An 18,510-nucleotide genomic window follows, 5' to 3' on the forward strand; every position below is an offset into this window, starting at 1 on the left:
ATGACCACTCTCGACAACCCCCGCATCGCCCCGGCGCGGGCCACGGCCGCCGAGGCCGGACCCGGGCTGCTGCCCCTAACCGTGCTGCTCAGCGGCACCTTCCTGATCGTCCTGGACTTCTTCATCGTCAACGTCGCGCTGCCCTCGGTCCAGGTGGACCTCGGCGCGGGCGACACCACCCTCGCGTGGCTCGTCGCCGGCTACGGGCTGACCTTCGGAGGCCTGCTCCTGCTCGCCGGCCGTCTCGGCGACCGCTGGGGTCGGCGCCGGATGTTCCGCGCCGGGATCGGGCTGTTCGTGGTGAGCTCCGCCGCGTGCGGGCTCGCGCCGAACGCGGCCGTCCTCCTCGAGGCCCGCCTCGTCCAGGGCGCCGCCGCTGCCGCGATCAGCACCAGCGTGCTCGCCCTGATCGGTGACGTGTACGCCGGCCCGCTCCGCCTGCGGGCGCTGGGCACCTACTCCACGGTGATGGGCGTGGCAGCCGCATCCGGCCAGCTGGTCGGCGGCCTGTTGATCCACGCCGACCTCTTCGGGCTGGGCTGGCGGACGATCTTCCTGGTCAACGTCCCGATCGGCCTGGCGGCGTACGCGCTGGCCCGACGGACACTGCCCGAGATCCGGCAGCCGGACGGTGCGCACGTCGATCTCGTGGAGGTCGTGCTCTCGACCGGCGCCCTCGTCGCGTTGATGCTCCCGCTCCTCGAGGGTCGTCGGCTCGGGTGGCCTGCGTGGACCTGGGCCAGCCTGGCGGCGGCCGCGGTCCTCGCGGCACTGGTTGGCGTGCGGATCGGCGTCCTGCGCGCCCGGGGCCGGCGCCCGCTCGTGGACCTCGAGCCGCTCTCCGCGCGCCCCGTGGCACTCGGCGTCCTGGGCCAGACCACGCTGTTCCTGGGGATGGCGTCGTACTTCCTGGTGCTCGGGCTCTACCTCCAGCAGGGCCGCGGGCTCGGGCCGCTCGCGTCGGGACTCGTGTTCAGCATCCTCGCGGTGTCCTACATGGCCGGCACGCGTCGGGCCAACCTGCTGGTGGCGCGCTGGGGTCGGTGGGCGACGGTGGCCGGCGGCGTCGTCCTCGCCGCCGGGCACGGCCTGCAGCTGCTCGCGGTGGCCGAGATCGGCGTCGGAGGCTCGGTGCTCTGGCTCGCGCCCGGCCTGGCACTCGCCGGGGTCGGCATGGGCCTGGCGCTCGCCTCGCTGATCGGAGCGGTGATGGCCACGGTCCAACCGGCCGACGCGGGATCCGTGTCCGGGACGTACTCGACGTTGCAGCAGCTCGGCAACGCGGTCGGGGTCGCGACGATCGGCAACGTCTACTTCGCGCTCGCCGTCCGCGGTGTCGCGCACGCGTTCGAGGTGAGCCTGGTGCTGCTGACCGGCGTCGCCCTTGCCGTGGCCGTGTGCGCGGTCGGGCTGCCGCGGGCGGTGCGTCAGTAGTCGCCGGCCGCCTTGCGGACCGGTCGCAGCAGCTCGGACAGCGCCCGCAGGCCGGCCTCGTCGAGGGCACCGAGCCCGAAGTCGGCTCCGACGAGGTCGGCGGTGGCCTTCTCCACGAGCGCGCGGCCCTCCGTGGTGATCTCGGCGAGGACGGCGCGGCCGTCGTCGGGGTGGGGACGTCGCGCGACCAGCCCGGCCGCCTCGAGCCGGTCGATGATCGAGGTGACCGAGGTCGGATGGACCTGGAGCCGCTCACCCATCTTCCCCAGCGGCAGCGAGCCCCGCGAGGAGAAGGTGAGCAGCACCAGCGCCTCGTAGCGCGCGAACGTGAGCCCGTGCGGCTTGAGGATCGCGTCCAGCCGGCCCAGCACGAGCTGCTGGACGCGCATCAAGGAGGTGACGGCGTGCATCTGGGGCACGCCGTCCCATCGCCTGGCCCACTGGGCGGCGGCTTCGTCGATCGGGTCGAAGGGCAGCACGCGCAGAATCTACGGCAACAGCGCTGCCTCGAGCGTCGAATGCACCCAGGCGTGATAGCGCTCGTGGTCCCAGCCGAGGTCGTCGACGAGCAGCCGGTGGACGTCGGGTCCGGTGATCGTCCACACCGTGGCGGCCGCCTCGTCCGGGACGAGTCCGTCGCGCAGCGGGCCGTTGTCGGCCAGCCACCCGACGAACGCCCGCAGGTTCGCGAGCCGGGTGCGGTGCATCTCCGCGCGCTTGGCGGCCAGCACCGGGTCGACCTCACCGGCCGACCTGATCACGTCGTCCACCGGCCGCGCCCGGCTCGTGCGCCCGGCGATGTCCGCCGCGAACATCGCCAGCTGCCGGCGCTGGTCCTTCTCGGCCCGGACCTGCTGCGGCCCCGCCTGCTCGAGCACGCGCGGACTGCCGTCCTCGCCGGTGACCGCGAAGTTGAGCACCTCGACCACCAGGCCGCGCTTGTTGGAGAAGAGCTTGTAGACCAGGTCCTCGCTCACGCCGGCAGCGGTCGCGATCGCGGCCACCGGCGTACGCGCATAGCCGTCGGCGAGGAACATCGCGTGCGCGGCGCGCAGGATCGCCTCCCGGTTGGCCCGTGCGCGTTCCGCGCGCAGCGCCGACCGGTAGGGCCGGGTCTTGACAGGTTCGCTCATCGGGATCACTCTAGGCCATATTCATTCGGGTTCTACCCGATCGAAATTAGGAGACCACGATGTCGCTCGCGTACGAGATCGCCTACCGCGTCGGGATCACCCCGTGGGAGAAGGCCGGCGAAGCCGCGGCCGAGCAGTTCTCCCGGCTGCTCGACCACGAGGAGGAGTCCCGCACCCGGCCGCTCGGGCGCGCCCTCGACCTCGGCTGCGGGACCGGCACGCACACCGTCGAGCTCGCCGGGCGCGGCTGGTCCGCCACCGGGATCGACGCCGTCGAGCGTGCGGTCGACAAGGCACGGGGCCGTGCCGGCGGGTCGGGCGCGGAGTTCGTCGTCGGCGACGTGACGAACCTGGCAGCCGCCGGACTGACCGGTCCGGTCGACTTCTTCCTCGACGTCGGCTGCTTCCACGGGCTCGACGACGACCAGCGTGCCGCGACCGGGCGTGGCATCACCGCGCTCGCCACCGACGCGGCCACGCTGCTGGTGCTCGCCTTCCGGCCGGGCCGCAGGCCCGTCCTCCCGCGCGGAGCCGGGCAGGACGACCTGGAGCGCGCGTTCCACGGCTGGCAGGTGCTCGCCACCGAGCCGGCCGACACGACGGGCATGCCCGGACCGCTCAAGAAGACCGCGCCCCAGTGGTTCCGGCTCGCCAGGGTCAGCCGCTGAAGCGGGGAGCACCGCGCAGGCCGGCGCGCTGGACCACCCGCTGGATCGCCAGGTCGCGCCCGTCCGGGTCGCCGACGAAGCGGATGTCACGGAGACCCTGGTCCTGCGCCGCGGACTCGAAGGTGAAGTGGCCGTAGCCGAGCACCCGGCCCGTCATCGGCTTCACCACGGTGATGTCGAGGATGCGCCCGAGCGGCATCGTGGCCTGTGACCGGACGAGCACGCCCTTGATCCGGAACACCCGCATGTTGGTGATCACGAACCGGTCCATGTTGGACGCGAGCGCGCGCCACGCCGCCCAGCCGAACAGCCCGAACGCCACCACGAGAGGCAGCCAGGCGATCTGCACCGACGCGACGAGGAACAGCCAGACGAAGAAGACGCCGCCGAGCGCGAGCAGCGCCGGTACGACGTACACGACCCAGTGCTTGCGGACCTCGTCGACGATCACCTCGCCCTCGTCGCGCAGCAGGTGCCGGCCGATCTGGGGGTCGACGAGGAAGCGCGGGAGGACGGCCACGGCCACGAGGCCTTCAGGACTTGATGGCGTTGATGAAGTCGATGAGCGCGCCGAAGAGGGACGTGAGCGCCTGCCAGAGGGCCGCGCCGCCGTCCTTCGTCGTCTGGGCGAGCCCGTTGGGGTCGGTGAACATGTAGAAGCCGATGAACACCACGACGAGAACGACCATGCCCTTCTTCAGCACGCCTGCCATCGTCTGCTCCGTTCGTCGTCGGTCCCACGCGCGCCCGAGAGTGAGTGGCACACACACGTCGATGACGTTTCTACCAACGATCCGCACCACGGCCGGGGAGGCGCGCCCGCAGCTCGCGGGAGCTCAGCGGGCGCGGATGGCGTCGTAGAACGCCTGGATGCCCGGACCGATCCTGGCCAGCTCGATGTACGGCGCACCGCCGGCGGAACCGTCGAGGTAGGCGAACTCGATCTCGCCGTCCATCATCGAGCCGGTCTGGAGCACGGGCACCCCAGCGGCCTCGGCACGGGCACACGCAGCCGCGAGGTCGTCGACGGCGAAGCAGACGTGGTGCAGGCCGGGACCGCGCTCCGCGAGGAACTCGGTGTGCACGGAGCGGCCCGAGAGCGGCTCGATGAGCTCGAGCTGGAGGTCGCCCGCGTAGGCCAGCGAGACATGTGCGGTGAACTCCTGCGGCTCGCCGCGCAGGCGCGAGTGGGCACGGTCGAAGACCACGTCCGGGATGCGGGTCCACGCACCGGTGCCGAACTGCTCGCGGAGCAGCTCCTCGGTGCGGCCGATGTCGTCGGTCACCCAGGCGACCTGGGTGATCGGGCCGTCGGCGATCGGTGCGGGTCCGCTCATGCGCGGTCTCCGTGGTCGATCCAGCGCCGGGTCTCGTCCCAGAGCCGCTTCGAGGCGACGACGTCCAGCGCCTCCGTCGACGGCTCCGCGGGAGCGCAGTGCCGGAAGTAGCCGTGCTGTACGTCCGGGTCGGCCGCACAGTGCAGCGCGGTTTGCGCACCCTGCTCGGGCGTGAGCAGCACCCGGCGCTCCAGCGGCCGGGCGAGCGAGCGCAGCCGCGCGAGCACCGGACTCGTCGCGAGGCCCTGGTCGGCGATGCGCGTGAACACCGAGCCCGGGTGCAGCGACGTCGCGCGCAGGCCCTGCTCGCCGTGACGCCGGTGGAGCTCGGCGGCATGGTGCACGAGCGCCAGCTTGGAGGTCCCGTACGCCGCCCAGGAGTCGTAGGGGTCGAGGCCGTCGAACATGGCGGCGTTCGTGCCACGGTCGTGCAGCTTCGAGACGACGTTCACGACGCGGGCATCCCCTGCCGCGGCGCGCTCGAGCAGCGCCGGCAGCAGCAGACTGGTCAGCTGCGCGGTGCCGAGGTAGTTCGTGCGCCAGTGGATCTCGTGCCCGTCGACCAGTTGCGGCTCGGTCCAGCGCGAGCGCAGGTCGAGGTGGATGCCGGCGTTGTTGACCAGCACGTCGAGGCGCCCGTCGTACCTCTCCAGCAGCCAGTGGGCATAGGCGGTGACCGAGTCCCGGTCGGCCAGGTCGAGCGGGTGCCACGCGAGCCCGCGCACGGGCTCCGACCGGGTGCTCACCGCCACCTCCGCGCCCCACTCCGCGAGCGTGCGAGCCGTCGCCAGGCCGATCGACCCCGGGCCGGCGCCGGTGACGACGACCACACGACCGGCGAGGTCGCGCGGCGTGGCCTTCGAGGCGGTGGGCACGTGGTCTCAGCCCTGGTGACCGGCGCTGCGCGCCTCGGTCGGGTAGCTGGCCAGCAGTTCGTCGGCCGCGGCGTACGGGTCCGTCCGGCCGTCGACGACCTGTGCGGCCAGGTCGTCGAGCTCGGTGCGGTTGTGCACGTCTCCCCACCGCTCCCGCAGCGACGTCACCGCGATCGCCTCGATCTCCTCCCGCGCTCGGCGGAGTCGCCGCGCCTCGAGCTCACCGGTCCCGCGCAGGTGGGCGAGGTGTGCGTCGAGGGCAGCGACGACGTCGCCGACGCCCTCGCCGGTCATCGCGACCGTCTTCACGATCTCCGGGCGCCAAGCACCATCGGGCCGCTCGGCCAGGGCGAGCATCGACCTGAGCTCGCGACGCAGCTGGTCGGCCCCGTCGCGGTCGGCCTTGTTGATCACATAGATGTCGCCGATCTCGAGGATGCCGGCCTTGGCGGCCTGGATCCCGTCGCCCATGCCGGGCGCCAGCAGCACGATCGTGGTGTCCGCCATGGACGCGACCTCGACCTCGCTCTGGCCGACGCCGACCGTCTCGACCAGGATCACCTCGCAGCCCGCCGCGTCGAGCACGCGCAGCGCCTGGGGGGCCGCCCACGAGAGGCCGCCGAGATGGCCGCGCGAGGCCATCGAGCGGATGTAGACGTCGCGGTCCAGCGCGTGGTCCTGCATCCGGATCCGGTCGCCGAGGAGCGCGCCACCGGAGAACGGCGAGGACGGATCCACGGCCAGTACGCCGACCCGCTTGCCCTGCTTGCGCAGCGCTCCGACGAGCGCGTTGGTCGAGGTCGACTTCCCGACGCCCGGCGAACCGGTGATGCCGACGATCTGCGCGCCGCCGTCGGTGCGCTCGCTGGCCGCCTTGCCGAGCCCGGCCATCACCTCGCGGAGCACCGGCGAGGCGTCCTCGACCAGGGAGATCAGCCGCGCGACGGCACGGGCGTCCCCGGACCTGGCCCTCTCGACCAGATCAGGAACGGCCGCCGCGGACACCCCGCGACGGCCGCCCCCGGTGGTCGAGCCTGTGGAGACCACTTACGCCGTCGGGACCCGCACGATCAGCGCATCGCCCTGGCCGCCGCCGCCGCAGAGCGCCGCGGCACCGACGCCACCGCCTCGTCGCTTCAGCTCCAGGGCGAGGTGCAGCACGATGCGGGCGCCGGACATGCCGACCGGGTGGCCCAGGGCGATCGCGCCGCCGTTGACGTTCACCTTGGCGTTGTCGATGCCGAGCTCGCGCGCCGAGGAGATGCCGACCGCGGCGAAGGCCTCGTTGAACTCGACCAGGTCGAGGTCGGCCGGGCTGATGCCCTCCTTCTCGCACGCCTTCGCAGTCGCGGCCGCCGGCTGCAGCTGGAGGGTCGAGTCGGGACCGGCCACCTGGCCGTGCGCACCGATCTCGGCGAGCCACTCGAGACCGAGCTCCTCGGCCTTCGCCTTGCTCATCACGACCACGGCGCACGCGCCGTCGGAGATCTGCGAGGAGGAACCGGCGGTGATGGTGCCCTCCTTGGTGAACGCGGGCGGCAGCTTGGCGAGCGACTCTGCGGTGGTGTCGCCGCGGACGCCCTCGTCCTGGGCGATGACGACCGGGTCACCCTTGCGCTGCGGGATCTCGACGGGCACGACCTCCTCGTCGAAGACGCCGTTCTTCCACGCGACCGCCGCCTTCTGGTGGGACTGGGCGGAGAACTCGTCCTGCTCGGCACGCGTGAGGTTCTGGGCGGCGGCGTTGCACTCCTCGGTGAGCAGGCCCATCGCCTGCTGGGTGAGCTGGTCGTAGAGCGCGTCGTAGGACATCGAGTCGACCAGCTTCACGTCGCCGAACTTGAAGCCCTCACGCGACTTCGGCAGGAGGTGTGGAGCGTTGGTCATCGACTCCATGCCGCCGGCGACGACGATCTCGACCTCGCCCGAGCGGATCAGCTGGTCGGCCAGCGCGATCGCGTTGATGCCCGACAGGCACACCTTGTTGATCGTGATCGCCGGCACGTTCAGCGGGATCCCGCCCTTGTGGGCGGCCGTGCGCGCTGCGTTCTGCCCGGCGCCGGCCTGGATGACCTGGCCGAGGATCACGTAGTCGACCTGGTCGGCGGACACGCCGGCCTTCTCGAGGGCGCCCTTGATGGCGACTCCGCCGAGGTCGGCGGCAGTGAGCGACTTGAGCCCACCGAGCAGGCGGCCGATCGGCGTACGCGCTCCGGCGACGATGACAGATCCGGACATGGGTCCTCCTGAAGTCAGTGGTGAGTCACCACGACACTACCCAGCAACGAGGGCCGCAGGGAGGGGTCTCAGGGCCCCTCCGGTGTCGCCGTCGTCACACCTCGTTGAGGCCCGGACCGGTCTGCACGAGGATGAGTCCATGACCTCACCTGCCCCCCTCGACCTGCCCGCGCACCTGTTCGTGTGCATCGACCACGCGGGCGTGGCGGTCCCCGATCTCGACGCGGCGATCGAGCTCTACACCTCGTCGTTCGGGATGACGTTGGTGCACGAGGAGACCAACGAGGAGCAAGGGGTCCGTGAGGCGATGATCAGCGTCGGTGGCGACTCCGACCCCTCAGGGGGCTGCATCCAGCTGCTGGCGCCGCTCACCGCGGAGTCGACCATCGCGAAGTTCCTCGACCGCTCCGGCCCGGGTCTCCAGCAGCTGGCGCTGCGGGTCCGCGACGTGGAGGCGGTCTCCGCGGTCCTGCGCGAGCGCGGCCTGCGCCTGCTGTACGACGCCCCGCGGCGCGGCACCTCGAACAGCAGGGTCAACTTCGTGCACCCCAAGGACGCCGGTGGCGTGCTCGTCGAGCTGGTCGAGCCGGCTGCCGCGCCGCACTGACATCCCGGACGTGCGGCGGTGAGACGTCGCGCACACGAGCGCTTCGGCGACCGAACCCGCGGGTAACATCCAGCGAGCCCGCCACGAAGCTTCCCCCATCCGAATCTCGACGCAGGAGCCCTCACGTGCAGCACATCCTCGACGCGATCCTCGCCGGCGACACCTCCGCGGAGGACTACGCCAACCTCGCGCTTCCGGAGTCCTACCGCGCAGCGACCGTCCACAAGGACGAGGTCGACATGTTCGCCGGCATGACGACCAAGGAGAAGGACCCCCGCAAGTCACTCCACGTCGAGGACGTCCCGCTGCCCGAGCTCGGCCCGGGCGAGGCGTACGTCGCCGTGATGGCGAGCGCGATCAACTACAACACCGTGTGGACCTCGATCTTCGAGCCGGTGTCGACCTTCGGCTTCCTCGAGCGCTACGGGCGGCTCTCGCCGCTCACCAAGCGCCACGACCTGCCGTACCACGTGGTCGGCTCGGACCTCGCCGGCGTAGTGCTGAAGACGGGCGTCGGGGTGAACGCCTGGAAGCCGGGCGACGAGGTCGTCGCGCACTGCCTGTCGGTAGAGCTGGAGAGCCCCGACGGCCACAACGACACGATGCTCGACCCCGAGCAGCGCATCTGGGGCTTCGAGACGAACTTCGGCGGGCTGGCGGAGATCGCCCTGGTCAAGTCCAACCAGCTGATGCCCAAGCCGCGTCACCTCACCTGGGAGGAGGCCGCCTCCCCCGGGCTGGTGAACTCCACCGCCTACCGCCAGCTGGTCAGCAAGAACGGCGGTGACATGAAGCAGGGCGACAACGTCCTGATCTGGGGCGCCAGCGGCGGCCTCGGCGGCTTCGCCACGCAGTACGTGCTCAACGGCGGCGGCGTCCCGGTCTGCGTGGTCTCCAACGACGAGAAGGCCGACATCTGCCGGAAGATGGGCGCGGAGCTGATCATCAACCGCGCCGAGGAGGGCTACAAGTTCTGGAAGGACGAGCACACCCAGGACCCGCGTGAGTGGAAGCGCTTCGGCGCCAAGATCCGCGAGCTCACCGGCGGCGAGGACATCGACATCGTCTTCGAGCACCCCGGCCGGGAGACGTTCGGCGCCTCGGTCTACGTCACCCGGAAGGGCGGCACCATCACGACCTGCGCGTCCACCTCGGGCTACATGCACGAGTACGACAACCGCTACCTGTGGATGAACCTCAAGCGGATCATCAGCTCGCACTTCGCCAACTACCGCGAGTCGTGGGAGGCCAACCGGCTGATCGCGAAGGGCATGATCCACCCCACCCTGTCCCAGACCTACCCGCTCGAGGAGGTCGGCCAGGCCGCGGTCGACGTGCACAAGAACGCCCACCAGGGCAAGGTCGGCGTGCTCTGCCTGGCGCCGCAGGAGGGCCTCGGTGTGCGCAACGAGGAGCTGCGCGCCGAGCACCTCGACCAGATCAACGCGTTCCGGGGCGTCTGAGTCCTCTCGGGAGCGAGATCCCCTTGGGATTACCGCGTCCCAGCAGGCAGACTGTCGCACTGGACCGGGGATCGATGCACGCCTACCTGCGAGGGAACCGATGACTGAAGACCGTGGCCTGTCAATCTTCGACGAGGAGCAGTCGGGCGATGAGGCGCCGACCCAGGTGATGCCCCGGGTCGAGGGCGCGGCAGGCCCGACGGTCCCCCAGCAGGCGCGCCCCGCTGCCCGCCCGCCGGCGGCGGCGAAGCCGGACACGAGCCCGGCGGCCGCACCCGCGGCGTCCTCGGCCGGCCAGGACGCTGCCGTTCCCCGCGCAGCCGAGGCGCCCGCTGCGGGGCGGCCGGCCGCGGCCGGCGCGAACCTGCCGCTGGTGCGACGTGGTGGCTACGACAAGGACGCGGTCGACCGGCACCTGCGCACCGTGGCCGCCGAGAAGGCCGGCCTGATCGCGAGCCTGAACGAGGCCCAGGGCAAGCTCAAGGCGCTCGAGGCCCAGGTCGGCGAGCTGCGCGAGAAGCTGGCCGAGAACGAGGCACCGTCGTACGCCGGCCTCGGCGGCAAGGCCAGCGAGATGCTCCGCCTCGCCGAGGAGCAGGCAGCCGAGGTGCTGCACCAGGCGAACGCCCAGGTGGCGGAGGTGCGCGTCCAGGCCGACCGCGACGCCGAGGCGATCAGGGCGAGGGCCGAGCGGGACGCCGACGACATGCGGCTGGCCCAGCTCGCCGAGCTCGACGAGCTGCGGGCCCGCACGATGAAGGAGATCGACGCGGAGCGCCGCCGGCTGAAGGCCGACGCCGACGACCACCTCGCGGCGGCCAAGCGCGAGGCCGAGCAGCTGCGGCTGGCCACCGAGCAGGCCGCCAATGCCGAGCGGATCAGCGCCACCCGCGACGCCGAGCAGCTCCGGGCGGCAGTCGACCGCGAGGTCCAGGAGGCGCGGCGCTCCCTGGCCGTCGAGCGCGAGCGGCTGGCCCGCGAGGCCGCCGAGCACCACGGCACCGCGACCGCGGAGACCCAGCGACTCGTCGAGGAGGCAGAGGCTCGCGCCAACGCCGCCGAGGACCGTGCGCGCGAGGCGACCCGCTCCGCCAACGAGCTCCGCGAGTCTGCCGCCACCGAGGCCGAGCACGCGCTCTCCAAGGCGAGGCGCGAGGCCGAGCAGATGGTGAGCGCCGCGAAGAAGGACGCCGAGAGCCTCCGGTCGAGCGGCCGCGCCGACGCCGAGCGCGAGCTCGGCACGATCAAGGCCGAGGTGGACCGGCTGTCGCGCCGCCGCGACGGCATCGTGTCCCAGCTGGCGGCCCTCAAGGACGTCGTCTCCGGCTTCGGCCAGGACGACGGCGCTGACGACGAGGCTGCCGCGGCCGCGCTCGCCGAGCCCGCTGCCGGTGCCGCGTCCGACGACGAGGTGCAGTAGTTCGGTAGGTTCCCGGCATGACCGACGAGTCCGTGCCGGAGCAGACCGCCGACGCGGAGACGGTGTCCTCGCCGTACGGTGAGCCCGGCCCGCCGCTGGAGCACACGCCCTTCTACGTGGGCCTGCTCGGCGGTCTCGGGCTGTTCGTGGCCTACTGGCTGGCGACCCGCTTCCTGCAGATCGGCTCGGTGCTGATCCTCGTGCTCGTCGCGATGTTCCTGGCCGCCGGCCTGAACCCGATCGTCGAGTACTTCATGGGCCGTGGACTGAAGCGGCCCTGGGCACTGCTCGTGGTGATCTCCGGCGTGCTCGTCGCGCTCGCGCTGTTCATCATCGCGATCGTCCCGGTGGTGACGGACCAGATCACCACCATCACCGACAACGCGCCCGGCTGGCTCGACCAGCTCACCCACAACAAGCAGATCCAGGACCTCAACGACCAGTACGACCTGGTCGACAAGGCGAAGGACTACATCGCGTCCGGCGACCTGGCCAAGACCGTCTTCGGTGGCGCGCTGAACGTCGGCCTCAAGGTGCTCTCGCTGCTCGGCAACGTCTTCGTGGTCGTGGTGCTGACGCTCTACTTCCTGGCCGCGCTGCCGAAGATCAAGACCGCGATGTACCAGCTCGCCCCGGCCTCGCGGCGCGACCGGGTCAGCAGGCTGGGCGACCAGATCGTGCGGAGCATCGGCGGCTACGTCTCCGGCGCCTTCATCATCGCGCTGTGTGCCGGGATCAGCACGCTGGTCTTCCTGGTCGTCATCGGGCTCGCGGAGTACGCCGTGGCGCTGGCCCTCGTGGTCGCGCTGCTCGACGTGATCCCGATGATCGGCGCGACGCTGGGCGCGATCATCGTCTGCGCCATCGCCTTCGCGACCGACCCGAAGATGGGCATCGCCAGCGTGATCTTCTACGTGGCGTACCAGCAGATCGAGAACTACATCATCTACCCGCGGGTGATGTCCCGGTCGGTGGAGATCCCCGGCGCCCTGACCGTGATCGCCGCGCTCGTCGGCGCGGCCCTGCTCGGCGTGGTCGGCGCACTGCTCGCGATCCCCACGGCCGCCGCGGTCCTGCTGATCGTGCGCGAGGTCTGGGTCAGGCGGCAGGACGCGCGCTAGCTGTACTTGGCCATCAGGTTGGTCGCAGACGGCTGATAGGTGGGAGTCCTCCGAGCGCGCTGTGACGGCGGCAAGTGTTGTAGTGCTCGAGCCAGGGCGCAAGAGCGGCGGCTCGCTCGTCGTTGCTGAGGAACACCTGGCGGTATGCCCACTCGGTGAGCAGGGTGCGGTTGAGGCGCTCGACCTTCCCGTTTTGCCACGGGCAGTGAGGGCGGATGAAGAGCTGTCTGATGCCGCGAACAGCACAGATCTCGCGCAACGAGTAGCGGTAGGCCCAGGCGTTGTCGGTCATCAGCTCCTCGACTGCGGTGATGCCGTGGGTCGCGAAGTAGTCCAGCGCTCGGGCCAGGAACCCAGCGCAGGTGGTGCCCTTCTCGTCTGCGTGGATCTCGGAGTAGGCAAGCCGGGAGTGGTCGTCGACCAGTGCGTGGACGTAGTCGAATCCGGGTCCATTGGTCCGGTCGCGGGGTATGCCACGGCCATGGACGCGCCAACCGCCGCCGTCGGGGATCCGGCCGAGCTTCTTCACATCCATGTGCGCCAACGCACCTGGATAGGCCCGTTCGTAGCGGACGGCGGTGGCCTTGCTGGCCCGGATCACCTCCCCGGTGATCGGATCCAACGCTGCCAGCTTCGGCACCTGATGGCGGGCCAGCACACGAGAAACCGTCCGAGCCGGGACACCGAGCTCGGCGCCGATCCAGTCGGGACCCCGTCGCTCCCGGTGCCGAACCTCGACGATCGCGGCCTCCACCGCTGGACTGGTCCTGGTCGGAGACCGATGCGGCCGTGAAGACCGGTCGCGCAAACCAGACTCACCCTCCGCGGCGAACCGGTCGAGCCAGGTCTTCACACACTTGCGCGAGACGCCCATCGCTGCCGCGATGTGGGCTTGGGGCCAACCGGCTCGATGCCGCTGAACGATCAGCAGCCGGCCTTGGAACGTGGTGCGGGCACTACTGTGGGACACGAGAACCTCCGGGTTGGAGTGGGCCTTAGACAAGCCACATCCCATTCGGGGGTTCTCACCCGTTCAAGCCGCCACGCCCGCTACCCACGTCATGGCCGGGTACAGCTAGCGCGCGCAGCGTCACCGGGCCCGTCGGCCGCCAAGGACGCGGGCTCTCCCAGCTTCACCACGATGATCCCGGCCAGGACGAGGGCCCCGCCCACCACCTGCACGAGCCCGGGCACCTGGTGGAGCAGCAGCCACGCGAAGAGCAGCCCGGAGAGCACCTCCAGCAGCGCCACGAAGGACGCCAGTCGCGGGCCGAGCCGGCGCGACGCGGCGATGCCGCTGACGTAGGCGATCGCCGCCGTGACGACGCCGAGGGCGAGCACCGGCAGCCAGAACGGCACGGCAGCGGCGTCGAACCGGACGGTCGCGGTGCTCATCTCCACCGGGATCGCACCGACGGCACCGGCCAGCAGCAGCACCACCGTGGCGAGCCAAAGCCCGGCGTCCGCGAGCACCAGCGGGTGCAGGTCGGACTCGCCGGCGGACAGCACGAAGTACACCGCGGCGCCGATCATCGCGACCAGCGCCCACGCGACCCCGATCGTGCTGAGGTCGGCGCCCGAGAGCAGGTCGAGCACCAGGACGAGCCCGATCGCGGCGATCACGGCACCGACCAGCGTGATCCGGCCGGGACGCTGCGTGTGCCGGAGCCACATCCAGCAGACGACGGTGACCGGAGCGGTGTACTCGATCAGCAGGGCGACGCCGACGTCCATGTGCCTGACCGCACTGAAGTAGGCGAACTGCGCGCCGCCCACGGCGAAGACTCCGTACGCCGCGACGACGTGCGCGTCGGCCCGGAGCAGGTGCCAGCGGCCGTCGAGCACGGCCCAGGCCGGCACGAGCAGCACCACCGCGGCCAGGCCGACCCGGGCCACGACCGCGCCACCGGCACTCCAGCCGGCGTCCATCAGCCCGCTGGCCAGCGAGCCGGAGAGCCCGAACGAGCCCGCGGAAAGGACGGCCAGCCACAGCCCGGCGATTCGCGCACGACCGGTGTCATGAGTGATTGCGTCCATGAGTCGTGACGTTACGGCTGGCCTTGGTAAGGTGTCAACGTGATTTTCACTCATGACACCGAGGCGGCCCTCCTGGCTGCCGTCGAGCTGGCGAACTCAGGGCTCGACCCGGACACCATGGCCGCCGTCGAGGACCTCGACCGGTTCTTCGTGCGCTGGGTCTACACCGGCTCGCACACCCACACGCAGGCCGAGCTCGACGCCGTGCGGGCGCTCCGGGCGCCGCTGCGCGCCCTGTTCGGCAGCAGTCGCGACGAGGCCGTCGCCACCGTCAACCAGATGCTGGCCGACGCCCGGGCGGTGCCCCAGCTGGTCCGCCACGGCGACATCGACTGGCACATCCACGCGATCGGGCCGGACGCGCCGCTCGAGACCAGGATCATGGTCGAGACGGCGATGGCGATGGTCGACGTGATCCGGGCCGACGAGATGTCCCGGTTCTCGGTGTGCGCCGACGCTGACTGCGACGGCGTCGTCCTCGACCTCTCACGGAACCGCTCCCGCAAGTTCTGCTCGACCGCCTGCGGCAACCGCAACGCCGTCGCGGCCTACCGCAGCCGGCAGCGCGTCGTCAGTCGGTAGGCACCCGGTCCACGAACCGGCGCAGCACCTCGACGAAGACCTCGGGCTGCTCGGAGTGCACCCAGTGCCCGGCGTTCTTGATCGTGACGCGCCGGTTGCCGGGGAACCAGCGGTCCATCGCCCCGGCGTACTCCTCCTGGACGTAGTCCGAGCGCGCGCCCGCGATCCAGAGCACCGGGCCCTGGTACGGCGACACGCCGGTCAGGCGGTCCTCCGGCCAGTCGGTCAGCTCCGCGAGCTCGTCACCGAGGACGTCGAGGTTGACCTGCCACCGCCAGGAGTCGGCCTCGCGGCGGAGGTTCTGCAGCAGGAAGCCGCGCACGGTGGTGTTGGGCACCGCCTCCTCGAGCTCCTCGTCTGCGTCGTTGCGCTGCCGCAGCGCGTCAAGGTCGAGGCGCTGCATCGCCGCGATGTAGCCGGCGAACTCGTCTGCCGTGCGGTAGGCGACCGGGGACACGTCGACCACACAGAGCCGCTCGACGAGCTCGGGGTGGCGCAGCGCGAGCACCATCGCGACCTTGCCACCCAGCGAGTGCCCGACGAGCGCCACCGGCTCGTCGGCGGGCAGCACGCCCGCGACCTGGTCGGCGATCTCGAGGAAGTCGAAGTGCTCCTCCCACGGCGACCGACCGTGGTGCGGCAGGTCCACGAGCAGGGCCCGATGCTCCCCGGCGAGGGCCTTGGCGATCTGCGTCCAGTTCTTGCCCTGGCCGAAGAGACCGTGCAGGAAGACGATCGGTGACCCGTGGTCGCCGATCGTGGTGGTGTGGAGGCTCGCCTCAGAAGTCACGGAGTCAGTGTTTCAGGCTGCTGTGGTCGGTCTCGTGCATCGGGCTTCGCCCGATCTTCGTGAGCAGCTCTTGCTCGTCTCGGGGAACTCGGGCTCGCGCCCGAGGAAGTCGCGGTGCTGGATGGTTTGATTTTTCTCCGGCGCTGGCGCGCCTCCTAAAAATCAAACATGTCCCCGATGCCGTCGAAGATCGAGCCGATCCCGTCACCGACACCGTCGCCGATCGCGCCGATCCCCTCACCCAGCCCGCCGGCGAGTGCTCCCAGGCCGTCGCCGAGGCCCTCGAACATGAAGCCCATGAAGATCCAGTCCATCGGCCCGAAGCCGCCGAAGTAGCCCCGCGCATACGGCTGGTACGCCGGCCCGCCCTGCCAGTAGGGCACCCGCCGGGATCCCACCATCACCTTGCGGATGTCCGGCTCCGCGCCCGCGCGCACCCGCTCGGCGTCGAGGGCACACGCCGGCACGTCGCGAACTGTGCCGCCCGGCGGGGTGTAGGCGAGGTCCTCGGCCGACGGCCCGTGCCGCGGGTCGAAGAAGCACGGCGGTCGCCTCGTCGGGAGTGCCTCACCGGAGACCCTCGCCCGGACACAGGCCATCGCGTAGCGGCCGTCCTCGATGATCTCGGTGACGTGCTTGACGTCGTCGGGCTGGTCCATCCGGTCGGCGGCCGCCTTCGCGCTCTCGTAGGCGTCCAGGGCGCGCTGGTAGTCCGCTCGCTCTCCGTCATCGGTGAGCGCGCGACCGGCCAGCTCGAGGTCGAGCCGCTGGAGCTCCTCACCGAGCGCCGTGACGTCCTCGAAGGCGAGCTTCTTGACCGGCTCCAGCTCGGCGGCCTTGCGCTCCAGGGCCTTGCGCTTGTTGTTCCGGACCACCAGCCAGACGACCAGCCCGCCGATCGCCAGCATGACGAGGAGACCCATGTCGCAAGCCTACGGGCGGCTCCTGAGGGCCTTCGCCGGGCCCGACCACGCCGGTGGTCGAGCCTGTCGAAACCCTCAGGACCCCGAGTAGTCCCGGAACCCCCGCCTGGTCTTGCGGCCGAGGTAGCCGGCCGTGACCAGGTGCTCCAGGAGCGGCGCCGGCGCGAAGCCGGGCTCGCGGAACTCCAGGTAGAGCTCGCGCTGGATCGCCAGGGACACGTCGTTGCCGACGACGTCGAGCAGCTCGAAGGGACCCATCGGCAGCGCACAGCCCTGCTTCATCGCGGTGTCGATGTCGTCGGCGGTCGCGTAGTGCGCCTCGAGCATCTTGATCGCGTCGTTGAGGTAGGGGAACAGCAGCGCGTTGACGATGAACCCGGCCCGGTCGCCGCACGAGACCGGCACCTTGCCGATCGCGGAGCACAGTGCCCGGGTCGTCTCGGCGACCTCGTCGCTGGTCGAGACCGTGGAGACGATCTCCACCAGCTTCATCACCGGCGCCGGGTTGAAGAAGTGCATCCCGATCACGTCGCCCGGACGGCTCGTCGCCCGTGCGCACGCGATCACGGGCAGCGACGACGTCGTGGTCGCCAGGATCGCGCCCGCCTTGCAGATCTCGTCGAGGTTCTCGAACAGCGTGGTCTTCACGTTGAGGTCCTCGGCGATCGCCTCGACCACGAGGTCGACCTGCGAGAGGTCGTCGAGGCTGGTCGTGCCGGTCAGCCGGCCGAGCACCTCGTCGCGCTTGGACTCCTCCAGCTTGCCGCGCTGGATCGCCTTGTCGAGGGACCGCTCGATCGTCGTACGGACCCCGTCGACCTTCGCGTCGGACCGGCCGACGTACACGACGTCGTACCCGGCCTTGGCGAACACCTCGACGATGCCGGTCGCCATGGTGCCGGTGCCGACGACGCCCACCGTGGCGATGTCGTGGCGAAGCTGCGGCTTGTCGTCGGCGGACGGGGTCCGCTCGTCGGCCACGACGACCGGGCTGTCCGGCTCCTCGTAGGTGTAGAAGCCGCGGCCGCTCTTCCGCCCGAGCATGCCTGCGGTCACCATCTGCTTGAGGATCGGGGCGGGCGCGTGCAGCCGATCGCGTCCCTGCCGGTACATCGTCTCGAGGATCTCGTACGCCGTGTCGAGGCCGATCAGGTCCAGCAGCGCGAGCGGTCCCATCGGGTAGCCGCAGCCGAAGCGCATCGCGGCGTCGATGTCCTCGCGGGTGGCGTAGCGGCCCTCGTACATCGACACGGCGTGGTTGAGGTAGCCGAAGAGCAGCGTGTTGGCGATGAAGCCCGCCTTGTCACCGCAGATCACCGGGTTCTTCCCGACCGCCTGCACCAGCGCCGCCACGTCCTCCAGCACGTCCGGCTCGGTGACCACGGTGCGCACCACCTCCACGAGGTTCTGCACCGGCGCGGGGTTGAAGAAGTGGATCCCCACGACGCGTCCGGGCTGCGAGTTCGCGGTGCTCAGGTCGGTGACCGAGAGCGAGGAGGTGTTGGTCGCGATGACGGCGTCGTCGCGGACGACGTCGTCCAGCCGGCGGATGAGGTCCTTCTTGACGTCGGGCGACTCCACCACGGCCTCGATGACCAGGTCGGCGCCCTTGATGTCGGCAAGGTCCGTGGTGAACGTGATCCGGCCCAGCAGGGCGGCGCGGTCGTCCTCGCTCAGCTTGCCGCGCGCCACTGCTCGCGCGGTGGAGTGGTCGAGGTGGGCGCGCCCACGGTCCAGCGTCTCGTCGTTGAGCTCGACGCCGACCACGTCGTAGCCGGTGCGTGCGAAGACCTCGGTGATGCCCGCACCCATGGTGCCCAGGCCGATGACGCCGATCGTCTTGAAGGTCCGCGGGGTCCGCTCGGGTGCTCCAGTGGTCATG

Annotated in this window: 20 protein-coding genes; 7 read left to right on the forward strand and 13 right to left on the reverse strand. The window is 70.9% G+C overall.

Annotation, left to right across the window (positions count from 1 at the left end):
* On the forward strand, nucleotides 1-1,434 hold the full coding sequence (locus ACVW00_RS14395) for an MFS transporter (RefSeq protein WP_457111584.1): 1,434 nt from the start codon (nucleotides 1-3) through the stop codon (nucleotides 1,432-1,434).
* Here the strand turns inward: ACVW00_RS14395 and ACVW00_RS14400 are convergent.
* Both ACVW00_RS14400 and ACVW00_RS14405 read right to left on the reverse strand, forming a co-directional pair.
* Nucleotides 1,428-1,913, reverse strand: a complete 486-nt coding sequence (locus ACVW00_RS14400) for a MarR family winged helix-turn-helix transcriptional regulator (protein ID WP_457111585.1) — start codon at nucleotides 1,911-1,913, stop codon at nucleotides 1,428-1,430. The two genes, ACVW00_RS14395 and ACVW00_RS14400, sit on opposite strands and share 7 nt — an antisense overlap.
* Before the next feature lie 9 nt (nucleotides 1,914-1,922).
* Nucleotides 1,923-2,567 (reverse strand): TetR/AcrR family transcriptional regulator, encoded by a 645-nt coding sequence (locus tag ACVW00_RS14405; RefSeq protein WP_457111586.1) that lies wholly within the window; start codon nucleotides 2,565-2,567, stop codon nucleotides 1,923-1,925.
* A gap of 59 nt (nucleotides 2,568-2,626) precedes the next feature.
* Here ACVW00_RS14405 and ACVW00_RS14410 point away from each other — a divergent pair, with 59 nt between their 5' ends.
* A complete protein-coding gene (locus ACVW00_RS14410; RefSeq protein ID WP_457111587.1) occupies nucleotides 2,627-3,235 on the forward strand; it encodes a class I SAM-dependent methyltransferase in 609 nt (202 codons plus the stop codon).
* On the opposite strand, the gene ACVW00_RS14415 is transcribed toward ACVW00_RS14410, so the two are convergent.
* The 6 genes from ACVW00_RS14415 to ACVW00_RS14440 all read right to left on the reverse strand — a co-directional run bounded on the left by ACVW00_RS14415 (nucleotide 3,225) and on the right by ACVW00_RS14440 (nucleotide 7,685).
* On the reverse strand, nucleotides 3,225-3,755 hold the full coding sequence (locus ACVW00_RS14415; RefSeq protein ID WP_457111588.1) for a PH domain-containing protein: 531 nt from the start codon (nucleotides 3,753-3,755) through the stop codon (nucleotides 3,225-3,227). The genes ACVW00_RS14410 and ACVW00_RS14415 overlap by 11 nt on opposite strands.
* 13 nt (nucleotides 3,756-3,768) lie before the next feature.
* Entirely contained in the window at nucleotides 3,769-3,948 is a 180-nt protein-coding gene (locus tag ACVW00_RS14420) for a hypothetical protein (RefSeq protein WP_457111589.1), read from the reverse strand.
* 123 nt (nucleotides 3,949-4,071) lie between these two features.
* A complete protein-coding gene (locus ACVW00_RS14425; RefSeq protein WP_457111590.1) occupies nucleotides 4,072-4,572 on the reverse strand; it encodes a VOC family protein in 501 nt (166 codons plus the stop codon).
* The gene (locus tag ACVW00_RS14430) at nucleotides 4,569-5,447 is read right to left on the reverse strand and encodes an SDR family NAD(P)-dependent oxidoreductase (RefSeq protein WP_457111591.1); all 879 of its coding nucleotides are present in this window, start codon (nucleotides 5,445-5,447) and stop codon (nucleotides 4,569-4,571) included. The genes ACVW00_RS14425 and ACVW00_RS14430 overlap by 4 nt, the downstream gene beginning before the upstream one ends.
* A gap of 6 nt (nucleotides 5,448-5,453) precedes the next feature.
* Nucleotides 5,454-6,494, reverse strand: coding sequence for a methylmalonyl Co-A mutase-associated GTPase MeaB (meaB, locus tag ACVW00_RS14435; RefSeq protein ID WP_457111592.1), 1,041 nt, complete (start codon nucleotides 6,492-6,494; stop codon nucleotides 5,454-5,456).
* Nucleotides 6,495-7,685, reverse strand: coding sequence for an acetyl-CoA C-acetyltransferase (locus ACVW00_RS14440; protein WP_457111593.1), 1,191 nt, complete (start codon nucleotides 7,683-7,685; stop codon nucleotides 6,495-6,497). It abuts the gene before it with no gap.
* Between the two features lie 139 nt (nucleotides 7,686-7,824).
* Here ACVW00_RS14440 and mce point away from each other — a divergent pair, with 139 nt between their 5' ends.
* The 4 genes from mce (at nucleotide 7,825) to ACVW00_RS14460 (ending at nucleotide 12,296) form a co-directional block, all read left to right on the forward strand.
* Nucleotides 7,825-8,292, forward strand: a complete 468-nt coding sequence (gene mce / locus ACVW00_RS14445) for a methylmalonyl-CoA epimerase (protein ID WP_457111594.1) — start codon at nucleotides 7,825-7,827, stop codon at nucleotides 8,290-8,292.
* A 125-nt stretch (nucleotides 8,293-8,417) separates the two neighbouring features.
* Nucleotides 8,418-9,755: a crotonyl-CoA carboxylase/reductase gene (gene ccrA / locus ACVW00_RS14450; protein WP_457111595.1), complete on the forward strand. Its 1,338-nt coding sequence runs from the start codon at nucleotides 8,418-8,420 to the stop codon at nucleotides 9,753-9,755.
* Nucleotides 9,756-9,855: 100 nt separating this feature from the next.
* A complete protein-coding gene (locus ACVW00_RS14455; protein WP_457111596.1) occupies nucleotides 9,856-11,175 on the forward strand; it encodes a hypothetical protein in 1,320 nt (439 codons plus the stop codon).
* A gap of 17 nt (nucleotides 11,176-11,192) precedes the next feature.
* Nucleotides 11,193-12,296, forward strand: coding sequence for an AI-2E family transporter (locus ACVW00_RS14460; protein ID WP_457111597.1), 1,104 nt, complete (start codon nucleotides 11,193-11,195; stop codon nucleotides 12,294-12,296).
* A 13-nt stretch (nucleotides 12,297-12,309) separates the two neighbouring features.
* Here the strand turns inward: ACVW00_RS14460 and ACVW00_RS14465 are convergent, their stop codons facing one another.
* On the reverse strand, nucleotides 12,310-13,266 hold the full coding sequence (locus ACVW00_RS14465) for an IS481 family transposase (RefSeq protein WP_457109384.1): 957 nt from the start codon (nucleotides 13,264-13,266) through the stop codon (nucleotides 12,310-12,312).
* A gap of 89 nt (nucleotides 13,267-13,355) precedes the next feature.
* Entirely contained in the window at nucleotides 13,356-14,333 is a 978-nt protein-coding gene (locus ACVW00_RS14470; RefSeq protein ID WP_457111598.1) for an EamA family transporter, read from the reverse strand.
* A 39-nt stretch (nucleotides 14,334-14,372) separates the two neighbouring features.
* On the opposite strand from ACVW00_RS14470, the gene ACVW00_RS14475 reads away from it, so the two are divergent.
* A complete protein-coding gene (locus ACVW00_RS14475; RefSeq protein ID WP_457111599.1) occupies nucleotides 14,373-14,915 on the forward strand; it encodes a CGNR zinc finger domain-containing protein in 543 nt (180 codons plus the stop codon).
* On the opposite strand, the gene ACVW00_RS14480 is transcribed toward ACVW00_RS14475, so the two are convergent.
* The 3 genes from ACVW00_RS14480 to ACVW00_RS14490 all read right to left on the reverse strand — a co-directional run bounded on the left by ACVW00_RS14480 (nucleotide 14,905) and on the right by ACVW00_RS14490 (nucleotide 18,509).
* Entirely contained in the window at nucleotides 14,905-15,705 is an 801-nt protein-coding gene (locus tag ACVW00_RS14480) for an alpha/beta fold hydrolase (protein WP_457111600.1), read from the reverse strand. The genes ACVW00_RS14475 and ACVW00_RS14480 overlap by 11 nt on opposite strands.
* A gap of 155 nt (nucleotides 15,706-15,860) precedes the next feature.
* Nucleotides 15,861-16,628 (reverse strand): hypothetical protein, encoded by a 768-nt coding sequence (locus ACVW00_RS14485; protein ID WP_457111601.1) that lies wholly within the window; start codon nucleotides 16,626-16,628, stop codon nucleotides 15,861-15,863.
* 75 nt (nucleotides 16,629-16,703) lie between these two features.
* A complete protein-coding gene (locus tag ACVW00_RS14490; protein WP_457111602.1) occupies nucleotides 16,704-18,509 on the reverse strand; it encodes a 3-hydroxyacyl-CoA dehydrogenase family protein in 1,806 nt (601 codons plus the stop codon).
* Nucleotide 18,510 lies beyond the last annotated feature (1 nt).

It is taken from the genome of Marmoricola sp. URHA0025 HA25 (genome assembly GCF_054059435.1).